We start from the raw sequence: 23,765 nt of genomic DNA on the forward strand, positions 1-23,765 counted from the left end.
GCTCGCTTCTATTAATTTCAAAGAAATTATTCTCTGAAAATTGCACAGTGAAATCAATTAGGTCAAGCCCTCGACTTATTAGTATGAGTCAGCTGAACATGTTGCCATGCTTACACCTCTCACCTATCAACCTGGTGTTCTTCCAGGAGTCTTACTAACTTATGTTATGGGAAATCTCATCTTAGGGGGGGCTTCACGCTTAGATGCTTTCAGCGTTTATCCCTTCCAGACATAGCTACCCAGCTGTGCCACTGGCGTGACAACTGGTGCACCAGAGGTCTGTCCATCCCGGTCCTCTCGTACTAAGGACAGCTCCCTTCAAATTTCCTACGCCCGCGACGGATAGGGACCGAACTGTCTCACGACGTTCTGAACCCAGCTCGCGTGCCGCTTTAATGGGCGAACAGCCCAACCCTTGGGACCTACTTCAGCCCCAGGATGCGACGAGCCGACATCGAGGTGCCAAACCTCCCCGTCGATGTGGACTCTTGGGGGAGATCAGCCTGTTATCCCCGAGGTAGCTTTTATCCGTTGAGCGATGGCCCTCCCACGAGGAACCACCGGATCACTAAGCCCGACTTTCGTCCCTGCTCCACTTGTCTGTGTCGCAGTCAGGCTCCCTTCTGCCTTTGCACTCTTCGAACGATTTCCGACCGTTCTGAGGGAACCTTTGGGCGCCTCCGTTACTTTTTTGGAGGCGACCGCCCCAGTCAAACTGCCCACCTAACAATGTCCCGTGACCTGATTCAAGGCCTCCGGTTAGAATTCCAGTACTATCAGGGTGGTATCCCAAGGATGACTCCACAAAGGCTGACGCCCTTGCTTCCAAGTCTCCCACCTATCCTGTACAGATAGTACCGAAACTCAATGCTAAATTGCAGTAAAGCTCTACGGGGTCTTTCCGTCCAATCGCGGGTAGCAAGCATCTTCACTTGCACTACAATTTCGCCGGATTTGCTGTTGAGACAGTGCCCAAATCATTACGCCATTCGTGCGGGTCGGAACTTACCCGACAAGGAATTTCGCTACCTTAGGACCGTTATAGTTACGGCCGCCGTTTACTGGGGCTTAAGTTCATGCCTTCGTTTGCACTAAGCAATCCCCTTAACCTTCCAGCACCGGGCAGGCGTCAGCCCCTATACATCAGCTTTCGCTTTAGCAGAGACCTGTGTTTTTGCTAAACAGTTGCTTGGGCCTATTCTCTGCGGCCTACTTGCGTAGGCACCCCTTCTCCCGAAGTTACGGGGTCAATTTGCCGAGTTCCTTAACAGCAATTCTTCCGATGGTCTTAGGATTCTCTCCTCACCTACCTGTGTCGGTTTGCGGTACGGGCACTAACTTCCTCCATAGAGGCTTTTCTTGGCAGCGTGGAATCAGATACTTCACCCTTAAAGGGTTTCCCCATCACGCCTCAGCTAATGTAGGTGGATTTGCCTATCCTACATACCTAAACGCTTAGACTAGCATCCAATAGCTAGCACATCTTATCCTCCTGCGTCACCCCATTTGTAATAACGTCTGCTAGTGGTACAGGAATATCAACCTGTTGTCCATCACCTACGCCTTTCGGCCTCGGCTTAGGTCCCGACTAACCCTGAGCGGACGAGCCTTCCTCAGGAAACCTTAGGTTTTCGACCGACAGGATTCTCACCTGTCTCTCGCTACTTATGCCAACATTCTCACTTCTGCATCGTCCACCGCTCCTTTCGGTACGACTTCAGCCAATGCAGAAAGCTCCTCTACCGCGTACACATAGTGTACACCCATAGCTTCGGTGGTAAGTTTTAGCCCCGGACATCTTCGGCGCAGGATCTCTTGACTAGTGAGCTATTACGCACTCTTTGAATGAGTGGCTGCTTCTAAGCCAACATCCTAGTTGTCTTAGAAATCCCACATCCTTTACCACTTAACTTACACTTTGGGACCTTAGCTGATGGTCTGGGCTGTTTCCCTTTTGACTACGGATCTTATCATTCGCAGTCTGACTGCCGAAATACAAGTATATGGCATTCGGAGTTTGATAAGGTTCGGTAAGCGATATGCCCCCTAGCCTATTCAGTGCTCTACCTCCATTACTTAATTAATCGACGCTAGCCCTAAAGCTATTTCGAGGAGAACCAGCTATCTCCGAGTTCGATTGGAATTTCTCCGCTATCCACAGCTCATCCCATGGTTTTTCAACACCAACGTGGTTCGGTCCTCCACGAGATTTTACTCTCGCTTCAACCTGGCCATGGATAGGTCACCCGGTTTCGGGTCTACGACATGCAACTTTGCGCCCTATTCAGACTCGGTTTCCCTTCGGCTCCGTACCTTAAGTACTTAACCTCGCTACATATCGTAACTCGTTGGCTCGTTCTACAAAAAGCACATCGTCACACATATAAAGTGCTTCGATCGGTTGTAGGCACAGGGTTTCAGGTTCTATTTCACTCCCCTCCCGGGGTTCTTTTCACCTTTCCCTCACGGTACTTCTCCACTATCGGTCACTAGGTAGTATTTAGCCTTGGGAGGTGGTCCTCCCTGCTTCCCACAAGGTTTCACGTGTCTCGTGGTACTCTGGATCAGAACTTAAGGTCTTCTCGTTTCACTTACAGGTCTATTACCTTCTACGGAGTAGCTTTCCAGCTATCTTCAGTTACAATAGCCACCTCTTTTATGTTCTGTCCTCAACCCCCAAGCCAAAGGCTTAGGTTTGGGCTCTTTCCCTTTCGCTCGCCGCTACTTAGGAAATCGATTTTTCTTTCTCTTCCTCCGGGTACTTAGATGTTTCAGTTCCCCGGGTTTACCTCTATATACCTATGTATTCAGCATATAGTACATGGCGTAGCCATGTGGGTTCCCCCATTCGGAAATCTTTGGATCACAGACTATTTGCGTCTACCCAAAGCTTATCGCAGCTTATCGCGTCCTTCTTCGGCTCCTAGTGCCAAGGCATTCACCCTGCGCCCTTTGTAGCTTGACCTAAAAACTTGATATAAACTTCGTACTACGTCGTCAACTTCGCTCGCTGTGGTGCTCATTTACTTTAGTAAACTCCGCTCCTCGCTCACTCGTTTCCTCGTACTACTCGTTTCTATTAACTTTTTCAAATTAAATATAAGCTTCGTATTACTGCGTCAACTTCAGTCACTGCGGTGCTCACTTACATAAGTAAGCTCTGCTCCTCGTTCCTTCGTTTCCTTGTACTACTCGCTTCTATTTGATTTTATAAAGTTTCATTAACTTTATAAAAATGTCTTATACAAATTCGCATAAATATAATTCAAAAACTTTAGTTTTTAAATTTATTTCTGTTTGTCTTGACGAAATTGTTTATTTATCTTTTAATTTAAAAGGATATTTAAACAAATATTTTCACTGTGCAATTTTCAAAGAACAATTGAGCTTTTCCTTTGTCCCGTAGGACCTTGGTCGCTCAAAATTAAACAGAGTATAGTACCAGTGTTCGTAGAAGAGTTACCAACTACGTCGACTCCCTAGAAAGGAGGTGATCCAGCCGCAGGTTCTCCTACGGCTACCTTGTTACGACTTCACCCCAATCACTAATCCCACCTTCGGCCGCTGGCTCCTTACGGTTACCTCACGGACTTCGGGTGTTACCAGCTCTCATGGTGTGACGGGCGGTGTGTACAAGGCCCGGGAACGTATTCACCGCGACATGCTGATTCGCGATTACTAGCAACTCCGGCTTCATGTAGGCGAGTTTCAGCCTACAATCCGAACTGGGATTGGTTTTTTAAGTTTAGCTCCACCTCGCGGTCTTGCATCTTGTTGTACCAACCATTGTAGCACGTGTGTAGCCCTAGACATAAGGGGCATGATGATTTGACGTCATCCCCACCTTCCTCCCGGTTAACCCGGGCAGTCTCACTAGAGTGCTCAACTTAATGGTAGCAACTAATGATAAGGGTTGCGCTCGTTGCGGGACTTAACCCAACATCTCACGACACGAGCTGACGACAACCATGCACCACCTGTCTCCCTGCCCCGAAGGGCTTCCCTCATTACAGGTAATTCAGGGGATGTCAAGTCTAGGTAAGGTTCTTCGCGTTGCTTCGAATTAAACCACATGCTCCGCTGCTTGTGCGGGCCCCCGTCAATTCCTTTGAGTTTTAATCTTGCGATCGTACTCCCCAGGCGGAATACTTATTGTGTTAACTGCGGCACAGAAGGGGTCGATACCTCCTACACCTAGTATTCATCGTTTACGGCGTGGACTACCAGGGTATCTAATCCTGTTTGCTCCCCACGCTTTCATGCCTCAGCGTCAGTTACAGTCCAGAAAGCCGCCTTCGCCACTGGTGTTCTTCCTAATCTCTACGCATTTCACCGCTACACTAGGAATTCCGCTTTCCTCTCCTGCACTCTAGACACCCAGTTTCAAATGCAGCACCCAAGTTGAGCTCGGGTATTTCACATCTGACTTAAATGTCCGCCTACGCATCCTTTACGCCCAGTAAATCCGGACAACGCTTGCCACCTACGTATTACCGCGGCTGCTGGCACGTAGTTAGCCGTGGCTTCCTCATATGGTACCGTCATTATCTTCCCATATGACAGAACTTTACAACCCTAAGGCCTTCTTCATTCACGCGGCGTTGCTGCGTCAGGGTTTCCCCCATTGCGCAATATTCCCCACTGCTGCCTCCCGTAGGAGTCTGGACCGTGTCTCAGTTCCAATGTGGCCGATCACCCTCTCAGGTCGGCTACGCATCGTCGCCTTGGTGAGCTGTTACCTCACCAACTAGCTAATGCGCCGCGGGTCCATCTCATAGCGGATTGCTCCTTTGGTATAAAAGTCATGCGACCTTCATACGTTATGCGGTATTAATCTCCCTTTCGGGAGGCTATTCCCCTCTATGAGGCAGGTTACCCACGTGTTACTCACCCGTCCGCCGCTAATCCACTCCCGAAGGAGCTTCATCGCTCGACTTGCATGTGTTAGGCACGCCGCCAGCGTTCGTCCTGAGCCAGGATCAAACTCTCAATTTAAAAGTTTGTATCTTGATTGCTCAAGTAAAGTTTGCTGACTATTAATAGTCATTTTAAGTTTCTTTCGAAACTCAATGAATTAACTGGTTTTACCTATTTCTCTGTTTAATTTTCAAAGACCAAGTTTAAATTGTCATTAACTAGCTTCTAAATGCTATCATATAATTTTTCACATGTCAAGATACTATTTCATACTTTTTTTGATTTCTCACTTGCACTCATATATCTTGTCCTTGACAACAAAAATAATATTATCAGTTTATAATAATAAATGAAACGCTCATACTACTAAATATCTAAATTTATTTTATTCTATCTTAATATTCTTTAATATTTCTCTAAATTATATACATTGACACGCCTGGAACTGTTTTATTTGTAAAATAAAAACTAGCCTTATGGCTAGCTTTTATTTTAAATATATTATTCTATATTTAAAACTTATTTTATCTTCTTTACATCTTATTTTCTAATTCTTTAATTTTTTTCTTTAAAGCTTTTATTTCTGATTCTATATCTATATTATTGTTTCCGTTATTATTTCCATTATTTTTTGATGAATTATTATTAGATTTTTGTTTTAAAGTTAATACTGTACTAATTAAAAAAATATTTTGCCCTAAAGAAAAAAATATATTTCCAAGAACACTTTGTTGTTCTACTGTTAATCCTTTTGATAAATTTATTGATATTGCTAGTAATAGCAGTGATAATTCTTCAGGAGTTAATTCACATATTGACACCATAACCACCTATTATATATTGATACAATATATTTATTCATTTGTTTTACTATATATAACATTTTTAAAGTTTAAAAATTGTACTATAAATATAGTATTACTATAAATTATCTATATTTTATAATTTCATTTGTAAACTGAAGTTATTTAGAGGTATTTTAAATTCCGGTATTCCTATAACATACGGTGAAATTTCATTCATATCGAAATACACTACTATATTATCTTTCTCTATATAAAATTTAGTATTTTCATTTACAGTAATAAATTTATCAGCAAAATATACATTTTCTTTTTCCTTTAATTCTGTTTTAATATTTCCATTGATTATTTCTACATAATTTTCTTTTTCATGAAAAACATCATCTAAATTTAATATCTTTTCTTTGTTTATATCCACATTATAAGTTACATTATCTTCAATAGCATATGTTCCACCTGTAAATTTAACAAATTCTATAGTTAAACTTACTAAATTATTACTTATATAGTTTACTTTATAATCAACAGTACAATTATATTTAGGAATGTCATATCTATTTTCTTTGGCATATTTATGATCTATAATACTTAATTCTTCTGTATTATTCTTAAATTTAATTATGCTTTCTAGTATTTCTCCATTAAGTTTATTTTCAAACTCTTTATTTGCAAGCCCTATTAATCTAGGAATTCTAAGATTAATATCAATAGTTTCACCTAAGATTTTTTCCTCTTTAAAATTTACTTCTATTTTTTCCATTTGTGTTTTTTCTAATGCACTTACTTTTTTACTAAATTCATTATCCTTGTTAAAATTAAACAGGATATTTATCATTGCCAACACTACTAATAAGCTAACAGAAACTACTCTTTTCATTGGTACTCCTCCTTACCTTTTTCCATTTTTTACCTATATCTTATCACACACTTTTCAAAAAATTACATATATTATGTAGTTTTCAAAAAATATTTAATTACATTTTTTTACAACTGCATTACTAATATTGACACCTATTTCCTTTATTATTCCTCTACACAATGTTTAAAATACAATGCAATAAAGATTTATTTGTATTTTTATATTAAAAAGTTATTTATTGTAGACATATATCCAACAATTAATTTAATTCACCCTATTACATTAGATTGTCAAAATCTTAGAAATTATAAAATATAAGGGCAAGTTAAAAGTTTTTTAAATTAAAACTTAAAAATATAGATAGTTTAAATATAAGACTCCTTAATGGAAATTTAACTTATACATGATTTTAATTTCCATAACAAAAATTCTTTTCTATTAATTAAGAATTAAGAATTAAAGATGAAAAATTATGGTTAAAACTCTAACCTCAAAGCTTTTAGAGTTTTTAGAATAATTTTTATAATATTTTTACTAGAACTTTATTGATAAAAGAATTATACTTTTATTAATTATTAATAAAAATTATGTAATTTAAGGAGAAATATTATGCCATTATTAAGATTTAGAGCTATTGAACCTAAAAAAATAGTTTCTATTAGTAGAGATTTAATTGATGAGTTACAATTACTAATAGGATGTCCAAGAGATTATTTTACACTTGAAGCTATAGAATCTGTATTTATAAAAGACGGTGAAACAGTAAGTGGATACCCTATAGTTGAAGTTTCTTGGTTTGATAGAGGACAAGAAGTCCAAGATGATGTAGCTAAGATAATTACAAACTATGTTTATTCTATGGGATATAATGATGTAGATATTATATTTATTCCCCTTGAAGAATGTAAGTACTATGAAAATGGAGAACATTTTTAATTTTATTTGATAAAAATCCTTGTTTAAAAATAATAAAAATCACCATCAAAATTACAATTTTGATGGTGATTTTTATTATTTTTTCTTTTCATTAGAAGCTGCAACTTCTTTTAGTGCTTTTTCTACTACCATATCTTCTTCCAATTCTTTAAAGGCAACAGATAGCATAAGTTTTATTCTATTTAACTGATTTACTTCGCTAGCACCAGGATCATAGTCTACAGCTACAATATTAGACTGAGGATATTGTCTTCTAAGCTCTTTTATCATGCCCTTACCAGTTACATGGTTAGGTAAACAAGCAAAAGGCTGCATACAAACAATGTTTTTAGCTCCACTTTCGATAAGTTCAATCATCTCTGCTGTTAAAAACCACCCTTCACCGGTTTGATTGCAAAGTGATAATACATTTTCAGCTAATTCAGCTAAGTGAGATATGCTTTTAGGTGGATTAAATCTTTTACTATTCTCCAGCGCTTCTTTCATTGGTTTTCTATAAAATTCTATATACATTTCTTCAACTCTAGCTAAATATTTATCTTTTTTACTAAACCCCAAATATTTACTTTTCAATTCTGAGTCTTTTATAGTATATAAGAAAAAATCCATTAAATCTGGCATTACCGCTTCACAGCCTTCTGATTCAATAATATCAACTATATAGTTATTAGCATCTGGATGAAATTTTACTAATATCTCACCTACAAGTCCTACCCTAGGTTTTCTAACATTTTTAATCTTTAAATTATCGAAATCTTCTACAATATTATTAACTATTTTTTTAAACTCTTTGAAATTTCCTCTTTGTACAGCTTCCATACATATACCTACATGCTTATTGTAAAGTTCATTAGCTGAACCTTGTCTTTCTTCATATGGTCTTACCCTATATAAAACTCTCATGAGTAAATCTCCATATAAAATTCCCATAACTGCCTTTTTTAATAATGCTAATGTAAATTTAAATCCTGGATTAGATTCAAGTCCAACTGCATTTAAAGATATAACTGGTATATTTTCAAATCCTGCATCTTTTAGTGCCTTTCTTAAAAAAGCTATATAGTTTGTAGCTCTACATCCTCCACCAGTTTGAGTTATTACAATAGAAGTATTATTTAAATCATACTTTCCAGATTTTAATGCATCTATAAATTGCCCAGCGACTAGTATAGATGGATAACAGGCATCATTATTTACATATCTTAAACCTTCTTCAACAACTCTATCATCAGCCTTTTCTAATATTTCAAAATTATATCCCTCTGAAGAAAAAGCAGGACCTAAAAATTGAAAATGGATAGGAGACATCTGAGGTGCTAATATAGTATGAGTTTTTCTCATCTCTTTAGTAAATATTACTCTTGGACTTTGATCAATAATTTTTATAGGAATTACTCCCTTTTTATCTCTTTCATTAATAGCAGCTTTTAGAGAACGTATTCTAATCCTTGCTGAACCTAAATTATTTACTTCATCAATCTTTAGTACTGTATAAATCTTATTATTATTTTCTAAAATCTCTTGGACTTGATCTGTAGTAACCGAATCTAATCCGCATCCAAAGGAGTTTAATTGTACTAACTCAAGATTTTTCTCCTTAGCAACATAACTAGCAGCAGCATATAATCTTGAATGATACACCCATTGATCAACCACTCTTAAAGGTCGTTCTACTTCCCCTAAATGGGCAATAGAATCCTCTGTTAACACTGCCATATCAAAGCTAGTAATAAGCTTGTCTAAACCATGGTTAATTTCTGGATCTATATGATAAGGTCTTCCTGCAAGTACAATACCTTTTTTACCGCTTTCCTTTAGATATTTTAGAGTTTCTTCACCTTTCGCTCTTAAATCTCTTTTTATACTCTCATCTTCTATAAAAGCTAAATTTAATGCTTCTTTTATCTCACGTTTAGATATTTTATACTGTTTTAGTGTATCTTCCATCCTTACTACTAAAGCCTCTCTATTATGAAGAGATATAAAAGGATTTAAGAAAGGTACTTTTTTCTCTTTTAAGAGGTCAATATTAGTTCTAATAACCTCTGAATAAGATATAACTATAGGACAATTATATTGATTTGTAGCTCCTTCTTGTTCCTTTTGTTCATAAACTACAGAGGGATAAAATATAAAATCTACATCTTTTTCTACTAGACTAACTATATGTCCATGACTAAGCTTTGCAGGATAACATGCTGATTCAGAAGGTATGGTTTCAATTCCTTTTTCATAAATTAACTTGGAGCTTCTAGGTGACAACTCTACCCTAAATCCTAATTTCGTAAAGAAAGTAAACCAAAATCCATAGTTCTCATACATATTTAAAACTCTAGGTATTCCAACTGTTCCTCTTATTGCATCTTCTTTTTTCAATGGCTTATAAGAGAACATTCGCTTATATCTATACTCATATAGATTAGGTACTGTATCTTTTTTTATTTCCAATCCTAGTCCTCGTTCACATCTATTTCCTAGTATAAATTCCCTTCCATCAGAAAAACCATTTACTGTTAATAAGCAATTATTACTGCAAAGGCCACATCTTTTCATAGTTGATGATGATTTAAAATTGCTTAAGTTTTCTTTTTGAAGAATAGTAGAATTTTTACCTTCTACATATCTTTCTTTCGATATTAACGCACAACCAAAAGCTCCCATAAGTCCTGCTATATCTGGTCTAACTACTTCTCTACCTGAAATCAATTCAAAGCTTCTAAGCACTGCATCATTATAAAAAGTTCCACCTTGAACTATAATATTTTTTCCCATCTCTTTAGGATTTCTAATCTTTATAACTTTAAATAAAGCATTTTTAATAACTGAATAAGAAAGTCCACTAGAAATATCTCCTACCGTTGCTCCTTCCTTTTGAGCTTGCTTTACTCTAGAATTCATAAAAACAGTACATCTTGAACCTAAATCTACGGGGTTTTCAGCAAGTAATGCCTCTTTAGCAAAACCCTCTACAGTCATATTTAAAGATTGAGCAAAGTTTTGGATAAAAGAGCCGCATCCAGCTGAACAGGCTTCATTAAGGGTCACTGAATTAATAACTCCATCTTTTACCCTTAAGCATTTCATATCTTGTCCACCAATATCTAATATAAAATCTACATTAGGTAAAAAATGTTCTGCCGCTTTATAATGTGCTACCGTTTCTATTTCCCCTATATCAATCTTTAATGCTGCTTTAATTAGTGCTTCGCCATAGCCTGTTACAGTAGAGTTTACAATTTCTGCTCCTTCAGGTATTTTGTTATACAAATCTAATAATGCACTCTTAATAAGCTTTAGAGGATTACCTTCATTGCTTCCATAATAAGAGTATAGTAAGTTTTTATCTTCATCAATCAATGCTATTTTAGTGGTAGTTGAACCTGCATCTATACCTAAATAACATTTTCCTTTATAGCTATTGAGATCTTTTGAACTTACCTTAAAAGAATTATGCCTATTTTTAAACTCTTCTAATTCCTCTTGGCTCTTAAATAGTGGCGATAATCTCTGTACTTCTTGACCTTCACAATATTTTAAAAGTTCTAGTTTGTCGTATAACTCTTTAAATGTAATATGCTCACTTTTTACTGATAATATAGCACATCCCATGGCTACAAATAATTGAGAATTCTCCGGAAAAACAACATCCTCCGCTTTAATGTTTAAAGTCTCCACAAATCTTTTTCTAAGCTCTGATAAGAAATATAATGGACCACCTAAGAAAGCTACCTTTCCTCTTATGGGCCTTCCACAAGCAAGTCCACTAATAGTTTGATTGACAACAGATTGAAATATAGAAGCTGCTATATCTTCTTTTAATGCCCCTTCATTTATCAATGGCTGGATATCTGACTTTGCAAATACTCCACATCTTGCAGCAATAGGATGAATAGTTTTGTAATCCTTAGCTAATTCATTTAACCCCGCTGCATCTGTTTTTAATAGTGAGGACATTTGGTCTATAAACGCACCAGTTCCCCCTGCACAGGTTCCATTCATTCTTTGTTCCATTCCATCTTTAAAATAAGTTATTTTTGCATCTTCTCCGCCTAGCTCAATAGCTACATCAACATCATCAGCAAAGGTTTCTATAGTTTTACTACATGCAATAACTTCTTGAACAAAAGGTATATTTAACCAATTAGATACAGACAATCCTCCTGAACCTGTTACATTTACAGTAATCCTCTCCTTTGGAAAAGAACTATAGGCATTATTTATTAAACTAAATATAGTACTTTTAATATCTGAAAAATGCCTTTCATATTTACTGTATATTATTTGAAAATTTTCATCTAAAATCACTAATTTAACTGTTGTTGAACCAACATCCAATCCTAAATGTAACAACCTTTTCATACTTTCATCACTATTCCTTCTATAATTTAATAATTTAGTGAATAAATCTATAATAAAAATTACACTTATTGAAAAAAACTTCTATAATTAATATATAGAGTTAAATCACTAAAATTTTAGCAATCTAACTCTATCAAGATTATCTATTTATTTCACTTTCCAAGTTGTACCTTCTTTATTGTCTAATATTTCAATATTCATGTTCAAAAGTTGATTTCTTATTTCATCAGCCTTTGAATAATCCTTAGCTTTTCTAGCTTGATTTCTTTCATCAATCAATCTATTTATTAGTTCTTCATCTACATTAGATAAATCTTTTTCAATCTTCATTAAATCTAGAGATAATACTTTATCAAAATCTTCTATTAACGTCGCTTTTTCTTTATTGTTAAGCTGATTATCTTTTAACACATCCAATAATACTGTAAAGGCATTTGCTATATTTAAATCATCACTTATATGAGCTTTAAAATTTTCTTTATATGAATCTATTTTTCCTTTATCTATTGACTCACTTTCAATTATATTCTCTAATATTAAGGATATTCTCTTTTTAAGAGCTTTAAAAGATTTTTTTGCATCTTCTAAACTTTCAAAACTAAATACTAGCTGCTTTCTATATCTTGACTGTAAGCAAAAATATCTATAATCTAAAGGTGAAAATCCTTTATCTTCTAATCTCTTTAAAGTTAAAAATTCTCCACTTGATTTAGACATTTTCCCACCATCAAGTACTAAAAACTCTCCATGTATCCAATAATTTACCCATTTTTGACCACTGTAAGCTTCTGATTGAGCTATCTCATTTGTATGATGTACTGGTATATGATCTATTCCTCCACAATGTATATCAATTCTATCGCCTAAATACTTCATGGACATAGCAGAGCACTCTAAATGCCATCCTGGAAAACCTCTTCCCCATGGAGAATCCCATTGCATTATTTGATTTGTAAATTTAGAATTTGTAAACCAAAGGACGAAATCTAATGGATTTTTTTTATTTGGGTCAACTTCTATTCTACTACCTGCTTCTAATTCGTCAATACTTAAATCAGCAAGTTTTGTATAATCTTTAAATTTTTCTATTTCAAAATACATATTTCCATTAGCTTGATATGTATATCCTTTTTCTTCAAGCCCTTGAACAAATTTAATCATATCATCTATATGTTCCGTTGCTCTACATACAACATTTGGTCTTTTTATATTTAACTTATTGCAATCTTCAAAAAAAGCATCCTCATAAAATTTAGCGATTTCCCAAACTGTTTTCTTTTCTCTCGATGCACCAAGAGCCATTTTATCTTCACCTTCATCGCCATCAGATTGAAGATGTCCAACATCCGTTACATTCATTACATGTTTTACTTTGTATCCCACATACTCTAATGATTTTTTTAAAACATCTTCAAATATGTAAGTTCTTAAGTTTCCTATATGAGCATAATTATACACTGTAGGTCCACAAGTATACATTCCTACCTTATTAGGCTTTATAGAAATGAACTCGTCTTTATTTCTCGTCATTGTATTATAAACATAAAAACTCATAATTATCTCTCCTTTTCTTAGAATTTAAATATATAGCTAATTGTTCCTTTACTTTTTATAATCTATTAGCATAGAGAAACATTTAATCTCAATTTCATAAAACTTCATATCAAAATTAGAAATTTAAAATCTACTATAGATTTTATTCATAAAGTATATATTTATGCTTTAACTTAAAAAGCTACAGAAATAACTGTAGCTTATCTATAAAATTTAATAAAATGTTTTAATTTTATAGTTGCTTTATAATCTACAGTATAATGCAACTTACTCAGTGTTTCATTGAATAAAATCTATAACTTATTGATAAAAATTAACTTAATATAAATTGTATCATATTAAGATAATTTTACAATATTTTTAGGAAATCATATAACACTTATATTTCATATTATAATTTTAATAAAAAGATATAATTTAATCTAGTATTTATTATATCAAATATGTCAGTTTAAACAATATCTATATGAAATGTTCCTGCTTACTACCTATATTTAAATAAACTACTTTATCTTAAGTATACATTGTTTTATCAATTCCCTTTTCATACATTTTTTTAACCCAAATTTTACATTTATTAATTCCATCTTTATCTTTTGCTTCAATTATATCTAAATTCATCTCTCCTAATATATCACTATCAAAAAATAGCTCATTTTTATCGCGTATATTTTTTAAATCTTTTCCTAATGTAAACAAAGCTATTTTTTTGCCGGACAAAATATTTCCTAAAGTATTTCTTTTTAATCCTATAGGTAATTTATAAAACCAATTAGGTACTGCTAATACAATGAATTCATAGGATTTTATATCTTCTCTTAAAGTTTCTAAATTAAGATTATCTTCTATAAAACTTTTATATGGAGTTTTATCATAGATGCCAGTATTATTTTTTACGTCTTTTAGCTGTAATAGATCTCCATTTATCTCTTCTTTCATAGTTTTGGATAAATTTTTTAATAATCCGTCTAAAGAATAAAATAATATAAGAGTTTTCAATATACCACTCCTAAATACTTATATATATTATTAGTATATGAAAACTCTTTTTATTTAGTTAATATGTTAATATTTTTCAATCTTTGTTACGACCAATAAATCTTAGTACCTATTAATCTTCCAGATAGAAACCTTTAGACCTTAAATCATTTATTATATATTGAATACATTTAACTACAAAATCATTCATTTCATTTTCTGTTAAATATATAAAATTTTCTTTTGTTTCATTATTTTCTCCTAGATAAAATTCTTTTATGTATTTTACTTGCTTTGTAAAAGCTCCTTTTGGGAAGTATTCTAAATAATCTTCAACTTCTGTTACATTTTTAAAAATTGTAAAAAATAAACTATTTGGATTTTTATCTAAAAATAAATAATCAAGTCCATACCAATCTTTTTTAATAATCCATATAAATTTTTTGTCTTTTTCTAATCCTTCTCTATATAATTTTGTAGCCTTTTTATCATCATAATTTTTTTGCCAACATATATCTGTTAAAAGATGTACATAATAACCTAAATAGAAAGAGAATTTATTGCTTAAATTATTTTTCTCATAATCTTTTAAGTATTTAGTATAAAATCCTTCTGCATTAATATTTTTTCCATCTTCCATCCAATGAGTAATGACCCTAGATGGATTAAAAGAAGACCAATCCTCATTAGGTACTCCGCTATCCGGTCCTATATTTCCTACAGTAAAACACTCATCATTTACCTTTAATTTTTTCTCCAAAATTTTTTCTGCTACTCTTAAATGTGCTATCCAAGTTGCCATAATATACCCCCATCCTTAAATGCCATATAACTATAGCTAATTTATATTATTAAACTTAAGATTAACTAAATTCTTCTTTCTCTTTAAAACTCCTTCTTTTATTAAATAAAATAAGTAAGATAGACTTTTAGAGAAAAGTTTATCTTACTTATTTTACTATTTCTTAATTTTATTTCTTTTTCTTAACTCTGTTTGGTTTTGCTTTAGGTTTAATAACTGTATTATTACTTTTATTATATTGATTATATGATTTATCTTGTGGTTTATCATAATGTTTTAAGAACCCTGACAAATCCATAAACCATAAAAATAAAATTACAAAAATTCCTGGAATTATATATCTAGCAACGTAGCTAGGCATTGTTGGCCAAAGTAATGTTGGTACTATAAATACAGCTAAGGCTATTATTAATATAATCCATTTATTCACTTTAATCTTATCTAATACATATGTTCTAAGTACTCCATAAGCAATCAATGCTACAATAGAAAAAAGTAAAATTCCTAAAATAAGCTTAAATGTTTCCACTTTTATCCCTCACTTCTTGTTATGTTATTTTTAAACAGTTAATAACATTATATAATATCCCCTCGCCAATTAACAGATTTTATTTAAATTTATACTTAAAATTATATTTACTTTATGTTAAAATTTATGTAGGATACTATAGAATAATTATTAATTTTTTATAAATTATCTTCATTTTGTTAAAATATTTTTTTCTTATTGTTATAAATTATCAATAGTTGTAAATAATAAGAAATGTAAATATTTTAGAAAAAGGAGATGTGTTATATGAGAACACTAGACACAATCGTACTAATACTTGTTATAGTAGGCGCAGTAAACTGGGGATTAGTTGGACTATTTCGATTTGATTTAGTAGCTGCACTGTTTGCTGGATCAGGTACTTTTGGTTCAATAAGCCAATTTAGCCGCATTATTTACGCAATAGTTGGTATTTGTGGATTATATGCTCTTTCATTCCTAGGAAGAGACAGAGATCGCGATGACGTTTAACGTTAAAATATAACCTTTATAAAAAAGCTGAATTATTTCAGCTTTTTTATTATTTCTTATATGCTAGGGGGATAATATGAGTATAAAAAAATATATAAACTATAGATTTAAAGAATTAACTATAGAAGAATTGATTAAATTCCATAATCCTAAATTGATAAAAGGATATTGTAAGCAATGTAAAAAATATGGTACCGTTTGGTCTTGTCCTGAATTTAATTTTAACGAATTAGAACTTTTAAAAAATTATAATTATGTATATTTAATACACTCGAAAATTTATATAAGAGATATATGTAAAAGCACAATGGATGAATATTATAACAATCTTCTAAATATAATACCTGAAGTTAAGGATTATAAGGATGATATGGGGAAAAACTTTAATACTTTATATTTCTCCGGTAGACTTTACTTAGATAATATGCTGCTAAGAATTGAAGAAAGTTATAAACATTCTTTAGCTATAGTATCTGGCAGATGTCTTTACTGTGATCCTTGTGAAAAAACTAAGGGCAAAGAATGTATAAATCCTGAAAAACTAAGGTACTCTTTAGAAGCCCTATCTATAGATGTATCATCTTTATTAAAGTATTCATTAAATGAAGAAATTCAATGGAGCAATGATGAAGCATCTAATTACATTACCTGCGTTTCTGCACTGCTTTCAAAAAACCTAATAAAAATAGATGAATTAGAAGATAAAATTATTCATTTTTGATAAATCTAAGTTGAATAGTAACAGTTTTTATATTTTCTCTTATAACTAAAATACTAACAGAAATATTACCATTTAATATTTCATCAAAGATATCATTTATATCTTCCTCAATAAATTTTATAGTATCTCCTTTTTTATTTTTAATAGCATAATTTGAAGAAAGTCTTTCTAAATATAAATTGTCCCACTGTGTTAAATCGTATTCATTTTCTACTTCAAAAATTAGTCCTCTATTTATTAAAAAATTCTTTAATAATTCATATTTGCCTTTAAGGTCATTCCCTTTTTCATCTAGTTTTTTATAAAATTCCTGCTTTTCATTTATTACTTGTTTTTCCTTTTTTATTTCAACTTCCAATTTTTCTTTTTCATTATCTAATTCCAATATATATTTATTAATTTTTTCTAAATATCTTTTACTATTTTTCATAATTTACCTTGCCTTTCTATAAGTTCTTTATATAAAATATTAGTGAGGTGAAGCTTATGAAAAAACTTCAAGAAATTATAGATTTCTTATCAACTCAACTATTAATAATAGTTAGGAGAATTTCTAACTCTATATATAGAGTTTACAATAACATAGTATTCAATTTCAACAAACAAAGCACTATTAAGAAAATGTTTGAACCTACTATTGATAAAAAACAAAATATAAATAAGGAATTATTAAATGATTTAAAGTGTCTTAAAAATAAAACAGAGAATCTTGAGAATGAAATTAATTGTATTAAAAAAGAGAATTTAAAAATTGAGGAAAAAATTAATATTTTGGAATTGCTTCTCACTGAACAAAGTCAACAATAATTTTTAGAATTATTAATCCTTAATTTTTAAGCTATTAAGTTATTTTTATAGAAATTTCATTTTTTAAGTATATTTTAAGTTTTTGCATTGAATTCCCATATTGATGCTTTAATATAACTTCTGATATTACATTTTTATTTATAGTAACTTTCAAATATAAAAATGCTCTTAATATTTATTTTATAATTTAGCTACTAATTGATAATACTAATTATATCTAAATGTTATGAGGTGATATTTTTGTTTGAATGTATAAAGAAAGACAATCATTTCTGTAATTTATATGATGGTGGTTGGGTAACATCTAAAGACACTATTGATATCTATTCCCCTGTGGATAATTCTTTTGTAGGTACTATCCCTGCTATGACAAAAGATGATGTAGATGCATATATAAAAAATTCAAAAGAAGCACAAATATCTTGGGAAGAAGTTCCTGTTAGTGAAAGAGCTGCTATACTTCATAAAGCCGCAACAATATTAGAAGAGCAAGTAGAAGAAATGGCAGAAGTACTCATGTGGGAAATTGCAAAAGATAAAAAGTCCTGTATATCTGAAATTATAAGAACTGCAGCTTTTATTAGATATACTGCAGATGCAGGTAAAAATCTTGAAGGTGAAGCTATTGGTGCTGATAATTTTCCTGGATTTAAGAAAAATAAAATGTCTTTTGCTACAAGAGTTCCTCTTGGAATAGTATTAGCAATTTCACCTTTCAATTATCCTATAAATCTATCCGCAGCAAAAATAGCTCCTGCTCTAGTTGCTGGAAATAGTGTTATATTAAAGCCACCTACTCAAGGTGCAATTAGTGCACTATATCTAGCAAAGGTATTTCAAGAAGCCGGTCTTCCTAATGGAGTACTAAATACCGTTACTGGCAAAAGTTCTGAAATTGGTGATTATTTAGTTACTAGGCCAGAAATAAATTTTATAAATTTCACTGGCTCTACTAATGTTGGTAAGCATATTGCTGAAATTGCTGGAATGGTACCTATGATAATGGAGCTTGGTGGAAAAGATGCTGCAATAGTATTAAAGGATGCTGACTTAGATGATGCAGCAAGAGAAATAGTATCAGGAGCTTATAGTTATGCTGGTCAGAGATGCACTGCCATAAAAAGAGTATTAGTGGTGGAAGAAATAGCTGATAAATTAGTAGAAAAGCTTTTAGATAATGTTAAAAATTTAAAGGTAGGCCATCCGAAGGATAATTGTGCAGTAACTCCTCTTATTGATACTAAATCTGGTGATTTTGTTGAAGAACTTATGAAAGATGCTATTGATAAAGGAGCTAAATTACTTATTGGAAATAAACGTGAAGGGAATTTGCTATATCCTACACTTTTTGACTATGTAACCACAGATATGAGAATTGCCTGGGAAGAACCTTTTGGTCCTGTACTTCCTGTAATTCGCGTAAAATCTATGGAAGAGGCTATAGATATAGCTAACCGTTCTCAATATGGATTACAATCTTCTGTATTTACTATGAATATAAATGATGCCTTTTATGTTGCAAATAAACTTGAAGTGGGAGCAGTACAAATTAATAATAAATCCGAAAGAGGACCAGACCATTTTCCATTCTCTGGAGTAAAAGCTTCTGGGATGGGTACCCAAGGTATTAAATATAGTATAGAAGCTATGAGTAGGTTAAAATCTATAGTATTAACAGTATAACTAAACAATAACACTATATTAATTCTAGGATATTTAAAATTCTCCATCATCAATAAAACTTTTTTACTTATTAAAAATGCTACTTAGAAACTCTAAGTAGCATTTTTTACATATTAAATCCATTCTCAACAATATCTTTACATATTTGAGCTAAGTTACTTTGATCTTCCTTAGATAATTCTTTAGGGTATATTGGCTTATGAATTACTATTTTACAATCTAAATCACTTTTTTTAGCCTTTTTACTTCCCTCTAATACCTTATATGTTCCATCTATAGTAATTGGAACAATTGGCACATTAGCTCTTGTAGCCAATTTAAGGCTTCCTTTTTTAAATTCATTTAACTTACCATCTCTACTCCTCGTTCCTTCAGGAAAAATTAACATAGAATGTCCATCTTTAAGATTTTCTGTAGCTTCAAGAATAGCTTTTAATCCCTCTCTTGGATTATCTCTATCTAAAAATACACATCGTATATTTTTAGCCCAATAAGATACTAATGGTACATTTTCTAATTCTTTTTTCCCTACAGCACCTAATGGCCTATCAATACAATCAATTACTAATGGAATATCTACGATGCTCTGATGATTTGCCACATAAAGACAAGTCTCATCAAGTAAATTTTCTTTACCAATTACCTTAACTTTTAATTTAGATGCTTTCATAGTAAATCTTGCCCATTTTTTTGCATGATTATATATAAACTTTTCACTTTCTTCTCTAGACTTCTTTTTAATTCTTTCAAACTTTGGTCGCAAAAACATTGTAAAAAAAATATATATTGCAGACTTTGCTACAAAGAAGAATTTTCTCATTTTATCACCGTCCTTATGTTTAATCATAACTATTATATCAATAATATTATCCATTTAAAAGTATAGTTAATAAAGAAACTATATTGAAAAATACTGAAAATACTTTCTTAGTTTATAAACTTATTAATTGGTCTATAATTTTAATAATTAACCTGTAGGAGGAATAAATGAAAAATAAATTTATTAATTTATCTATTTTAATATCAATTGTAATTTCAATATTTACTATATCCTATAAAGTGCATATAGATTATATTCCTTATAATGATAAGGCTATAATTCATTATATTAACGTAGGGCAAGGTGATGGAATATTAATTCAAGTTAACAATAAAAATATTCTAATTGATGGAGGCACAGAAAGTAATTCTAAAGCACTTATTAAATATTTAAAAAGTCAGCGAGTCAAATCCTTAGATTATATTATAGCCACTCATCCACATGAAGATCATATTGGCGGATTACCAGAGATCATAGATACCTTTAAAGTTAAGAATTTCTATGCTCCCAAAGTAACTGCTGACACCAGTTGTTTCTATAACTTAGTAAATAGCTTAAAAAGAAAGAATTTAAAAATTCACTCTGCAAAAGCTCCTACAATATTAAATTTAGATGAGTATACCTCTTTATCTTTTATTTCTCCTAATAAAAATGATTATAAAAATTTAAACAACTATTCAGTAGTTTCAAAACTTCGATACAAAAATTTCTCATTTTTATTTACTGGCGATGCAGAGGAAGAAATTGAAAATGAACTTGTCTCATCAGATTACGATATAAGGTGTCATATTCTAAAATTAGGTCACCATGGGAGTAAAACTTCTTCTACTCCAAAGTTTTTAGATAAGTCCAATCCTAAAATAGCTATTGCGTCTTGCGGACTTGGAAATGATTATGGCCATCCAAGCAAGAATATATTAAAAGAACTAAAAAATAGAAATATAACACTATATCGAACTGATAAAGATGGAACTATTGTATTTGTTTGTGATGGAGAAACTTTAAAGCGAAAGGTAAAATGAAGTGCCATATAAAAAGAATTTTAGTTATAATTCTTCTTATATAGCACTTCATATTTTAATAAAAATGGCTCCGCGAAGAGGATTCAAACCTTTAATATATCGTATAAACTTGAAATTCATGTTTACCGTACATTAAAATAAATTTATATTGATTTCGTCATTTTCAGTATATGAATTTATTAGATATCTTCAAATTGCATCTATTAATATCATATAAATTTCACTAATTCATTATAATGTCTATCAAATTAAAGAAATGCAGAAAACTAATTGATTAATCGCTTTCTGCACTTTGTTCTATATTTGAAAATTATTTATAATGACCTATTTAATAATTTGCTATTATTTTATAATCTTCCATCATCTAATTTTCCACTTTCAAAATTTATTGAAAAGTTAAAGTCTGGTATGCTATTTTGTCCATTTTTAACTATTTCTTTTAAATTTTCTATAATTGGTTTTGTTAGCATTATACAAGTTCCTGATCCTCCATTGTACTCTGGATTATTTTTTCTTGCTTTACCTAACCATTCTTCAATAAGATTACTATAATCTCCATCTAAAACCTTTTGCAATTCACTATTTGCGCCTAGGTATTTTCCACTGCTTTTATCATAGGATAAGTCTTTTATGCTTTGACCAAAATATTCATGTATAAAATTATCTGCTTCATTTTTAGCATATCCTTGGTGAGTTATTTCTCCATTTAAATTTCGTGCTGAGTACATAGTATTATTTATTTCACCAATCATCTTTTTTTGAAAAGTTTTACCATTACGCGTTACAGTGCATTTGGAATCTTCTATAAGACTTTTTATTTTTTTTGCTTTTTTATCATCTTTCAAACCTTTTATCTTTAAATTTTTTAAAGAATCTAATTCAATTGAAAATTTTTCTCCTTCTTCAAGAGTTATTCCATTTTCTTTAAATAATCTATTTAATTCATTATTAAGATTTTCTCTATCGTTTTTAACTGTTGTTTCATAATCAGGACTTAGCGGTTTAAGACCTTTTTCTCTAAGATCACCATACCAAGGAGTTTTTTCTTTTATTTTAAGTATGTTTCTTTCATCATAAAGACTATTTCCTTGAGCATTGTATACATTATTAAATTGTTCTCCCTTAGAAAATACAAGTTCTTGCATTGCTCTACTTACAATATTTGTATTGTTTACATTTCTTCCATTATTTATTTTTCGAGCATTTCTCATCCACATTATACTTGACAAGGTATTTATATCATTTAAATCATTTATCCTATTCATTTTAATCTCCTAAAATAAATTCTAATATAATATCTAAATAAAGGTTTATCAACATATTTTCTAATACTGATAAACCTTTATGGTTTATTTACATCTTTTAATATTGTTAATTAAGCATAAATCTATATTAATCCCAATCCTCTGCTTTATCATAATCATAACTAATTGATGCTTTTAAATTTGACCATTTTGTTTTTGCTAATGCTGAAGAAACATACTTTAATTCCCATTTATCTTTAACCTTAATTTGGTCAGAATATTTATATCCTATAAAGTTTGCACTATTTACACTTAATCTTGTCTTTGTACATCCTAATTTTGAAGATTTTATTTCAATAAATGTGTTTCCTGTAGAAACTCCTTGTCCTTCAACAGTGATAGATTTTATCATAGCACTATTAGGTATTGATGAATCATTACTTAAATTCATGGAAGTTATCCCAGAATAAACATTATTTCCTGGACAACTTATTGAAGTTGGTGAAAAACTTTTTTCCACACTTCTACTTCCAATTCTATTACCTGTAGTTAATGTATATCTGCTGATAATTTGATTTAAAATTTGCTTTTCATATTTTATCTTTTCTATACAGTTATCGTTAAATAATGTAAAAAGTTTATAGAATTTGAAATTTTTTTAGTTGTTTTATATAAATTTGAAAATAAAGACAAAATAAAAAGCTATATAAAAAGAATTTTAATTGTAATTCTTCTTATATAGCTTTTCATATTTTTAATAAAAATGGCTCCGCGAAGAGGATTCGAACCTCCAACCTATCGGTTAACAGCCGAGTGCTCCACCGTTGAGCTATCGCGGAATATTGCTAAACTAAGTAAAACTTAGCTTAGCATTACCTGGCAACAACCTACCCTCCCACACAGTCTCCCGTGCAGTACTCTCGGCGTCCTAAGGCTTAACCTGCCTGTTCGGAATGGAAAGGGGTGTTACCCTTAGGACCATCATCACCAGATTTAAATTTGCTATAAACATCGTACTACTTCGTCAACTGCATTCGCTCTGGTGCTCATTTACCGTAGTAAACTCCGCTCCTCACTCATTTGTTTCCTTGTATTACTCGTTTCCATCAAATTTTAAAAATTCATATAAGCTTCGCATTACTTCGTCAATTTCAGTCACTCCAGTGCTCATTTACTTTAGTAAACTCCGCTCTTCATTCCTTCATTTCCTTGTACTGCTCGTTTCTATTAATTTTTTGA

At 31.7% G+C, this 23,765-nt stretch carries 17 protein-coding genes, 1 tRNA gene and 3 rRNA genes; 6 read left to right on the forward strand and 15 right to left on the reverse strand.

What is annotated here, in order from left to right:
• Positions 1–58 precede the first annotated feature (58 nt).
• The 4 genes from ACWPW7_RS16165 to ACWPW7_RS16180 form a co-directional block, all read right to left on the reverse strand.
• Positions 59–2,965, reverse strand: a 23S ribosomal RNA gene (locus ACWPW7_RS16165).
• Between the two features lie 518 nt (positions 2,966–3,483).
• Positions 3,484–4,995, reverse strand: a 16S ribosomal RNA gene (locus tag ACWPW7_RS16170).
• Together the 16S and 23S rRNA genes form the textbook arrangement of a ribosomal RNA operon.
• 455 nt (positions 4,996–5,450) lie before the next feature.
• The gene (locus ACWPW7_RS16175; protein WP_454054348.1) at positions 5,451–5,738 is read right to left on the reverse strand and encodes a hypothetical protein; all 288 of its coding nucleotides are present in this window, start codon (positions 5,736–5,738) and stop codon (positions 5,451–5,453) included.
• Between the two features lie 118 nt (positions 5,739–5,856).
• Positions 5,857–6,597 (reverse strand): DUF3298 and DUF4163 domain-containing protein, encoded by a 741-nt coding sequence (locus tag ACWPW7_RS16180; protein WP_454054349.1) that lies wholly within the window; start codon positions 6,595–6,597, stop codon positions 5,857–5,859.
• 591 nt (positions 6,598–7,188) lie between these two features.
• On the opposite strand from ACWPW7_RS16180, the gene ACWPW7_RS16185 reads away from it, so the two are divergent.
• A complete protein-coding gene (locus tag ACWPW7_RS16185; protein ID WP_454054350.1) occupies positions 7,189–7,515 on the forward strand; it encodes a DUF1904 domain-containing protein in 327 nt (108 codons plus the stop codon).
• Between the two features lie 75 nt (positions 7,516–7,590).
• On the opposite strand, the gene ACWPW7_RS16190 is transcribed toward ACWPW7_RS16185, so the two are convergent.
• The 5 genes from ACWPW7_RS16190 to ACWPW7_RS16210 all read right to left on the reverse strand — a co-directional run bounded on the left by ACWPW7_RS16190 (position 7,591) and on the right by ACWPW7_RS16210 (position 15,737).
• Complete coding sequence (locus ACWPW7_RS16190) at positions 7,591–11,874, reverse strand: acyl-CoA dehydratase activase-related protein (protein ID WP_454054351.1); 4,284 nt, start codon at positions 11,872–11,874, stop codon at positions 7,591–7,593.
• A 147-nt stretch (positions 11,875–12,021) separates the two neighbouring features.
• Positions 12,022–13,428, reverse strand: a complete 1,407-nt coding sequence (cysS, locus tag ACWPW7_RS16195) for a cysteine--tRNA ligase (protein ID WP_454054352.1) — start codon at positions 13,426–13,428, stop codon at positions 12,022–12,024.
• A 513-nt stretch (positions 13,429–13,941) separates the two neighbouring features.
• Positions 13,942–14,427, reverse strand: a complete 486-nt coding sequence (locus ACWPW7_RS16200) for a hypothetical protein (RefSeq protein ID WP_454054353.1) — start codon at positions 14,425–14,427, stop codon at positions 13,942–13,944.
• 112 nt (positions 14,428–14,539) lie between these two features.
• The gene (locus tag ACWPW7_RS16205; protein WP_454054354.1) at positions 14,540–15,208 is read right to left on the reverse strand and encodes a zinc dependent phospholipase C family protein; all 669 of its coding nucleotides are present in this window, start codon (positions 15,206–15,208) and stop codon (positions 14,540–14,542) included.
• Positions 15,209–15,377: 169 nt separating this feature from the next.
• Positions 15,378–15,737, reverse strand: coding sequence for a hypothetical protein (locus ACWPW7_RS16210; RefSeq protein ID WP_454054355.1), 360 nt, complete (start codon positions 15,735–15,737; stop codon positions 15,378–15,380).
• 267 nt (positions 15,738–16,004) lie between these two features.
• Here ACWPW7_RS16210 and ACWPW7_RS16215 point away from each other — a divergent pair, with 267 nt between their 5' ends.
• Both ACWPW7_RS16215 and ACWPW7_RS16220 read left to right on the forward strand, forming a co-directional pair.
• Positions 16,005–16,229 carry a DUF378 domain-containing protein gene (locus tag ACWPW7_RS16215; RefSeq protein WP_039629610.1) on the forward strand — a complete coding sequence of 75 codons (225 nt, stop codon included), beginning with the start codon at positions 16,005–16,007 and terminating at the stop codon, positions 16,227–16,229.
• Between the two features lie 76 nt (positions 16,230–16,305).
• Positions 16,306–16,950, forward strand: coding sequence for a DUF2284 domain-containing protein (locus ACWPW7_RS16220; protein WP_454054356.1), 645 nt, complete (start codon positions 16,306–16,308; stop codon positions 16,948–16,950).
• Here ACWPW7_RS16220 and ACWPW7_RS16225 read toward each other — a convergent pair.
• On the reverse strand, positions 16,937–17,380 hold the full coding sequence (locus ACWPW7_RS16225) for a hypothetical protein (protein ID WP_454054357.1): 444 nt from the start codon (positions 17,378–17,380) through the stop codon (positions 16,937–16,939). The two genes, ACWPW7_RS16220 and ACWPW7_RS16225, sit on opposite strands and share 14 nt — an antisense overlap.
• A gap of 56 nt (positions 17,381–17,436) precedes the next feature.
• Between ACWPW7_RS16225 and ACWPW7_RS16230 the strand changes: the two genes are divergently transcribed.
• Both ACWPW7_RS16230 and ACWPW7_RS16235 read left to right on the forward strand, forming a co-directional pair.
• Positions 17,437–17,757, forward strand: a complete 321-nt coding sequence (locus ACWPW7_RS16230) for a hypothetical protein (protein ID WP_454054358.1) — start codon at positions 17,437–17,439, stop codon at positions 17,755–17,757.
• A gap of 240 nt (positions 17,758–17,997) precedes the next feature.
• Positions 17,998–19,440 carry an NADP-dependent glyceraldehyde-3-phosphate dehydrogenase gene (locus tag ACWPW7_RS16235; protein WP_454054359.1) on the forward strand — a complete coding sequence of 481 codons (1,443 nt, stop codon included), beginning with the start codon at positions 17,998–18,000 and terminating at the stop codon, positions 19,438–19,440.
• Positions 19,441–19,546: 106 nt separating this feature from the next.
• Here ACWPW7_RS16235 and ACWPW7_RS16240 read toward each other — a convergent pair whose 3' ends face one another.
• Complete coding sequence (locus ACWPW7_RS16240; protein WP_454054360.1) at positions 19,547–20,287, reverse strand: lysophospholipid acyltransferase family protein; 741 nt, start codon at positions 20,285–20,287, stop codon at positions 19,547–19,549.
• A gap of 140 nt (positions 20,288–20,427) precedes the next feature.
• Between ACWPW7_RS16240 and ACWPW7_RS16245 the strand changes: the two genes are divergently transcribed.
• A complete protein-coding gene (locus ACWPW7_RS16245; protein WP_454054361.1) occupies positions 20,428–21,282 on the forward strand; it encodes a ComEC/Rec2 family competence protein in 855 nt (284 codons plus the stop codon).
• Positions 21,283–21,629: 347 nt separating this feature from the next.
• Here the strand turns inward: ACWPW7_RS16245 and ACWPW7_RS16250 are convergent, their stop codons facing one another.
• The 4 genes from ACWPW7_RS16250 to rrf form a co-directional block, all read right to left on the reverse strand.
• Positions 21,630–22,547: a hypothetical protein gene (locus tag ACWPW7_RS16250; RefSeq protein ID WP_454054362.1), complete on the reverse strand. Its 918-nt coding sequence runs from the start codon at positions 22,545–22,547 to the stop codon at positions 21,630–21,632.
• Positions 22,548–22,674: 127 nt separating this feature from the next.
• A complete protein-coding gene (locus ACWPW7_RS16255; RefSeq protein ID WP_454054363.1) occupies positions 22,675–23,046 on the reverse strand; it encodes a hypothetical protein in 372 nt (123 codons plus the stop codon).
• Between the two features lie 244 nt (positions 23,047–23,290).
• Positions 23,291–23,365 (reverse strand) — tRNA-Asn (locus tag ACWPW7_RS16260).
• Between the two features lie 35 nt (positions 23,366–23,400).
• Positions 23,401–23,518: ribosomal RNA gene (gene rrf, locus ACWPW7_RS16265) — 5S ribosomal RNA — on the reverse strand.
• Between the last annotated feature and the right edge of the window lie 247 nt (positions 23,519–23,765).

It is taken from the genome of Clostridium sp. Marseille-Q7071, assembly GCF_965112025.1.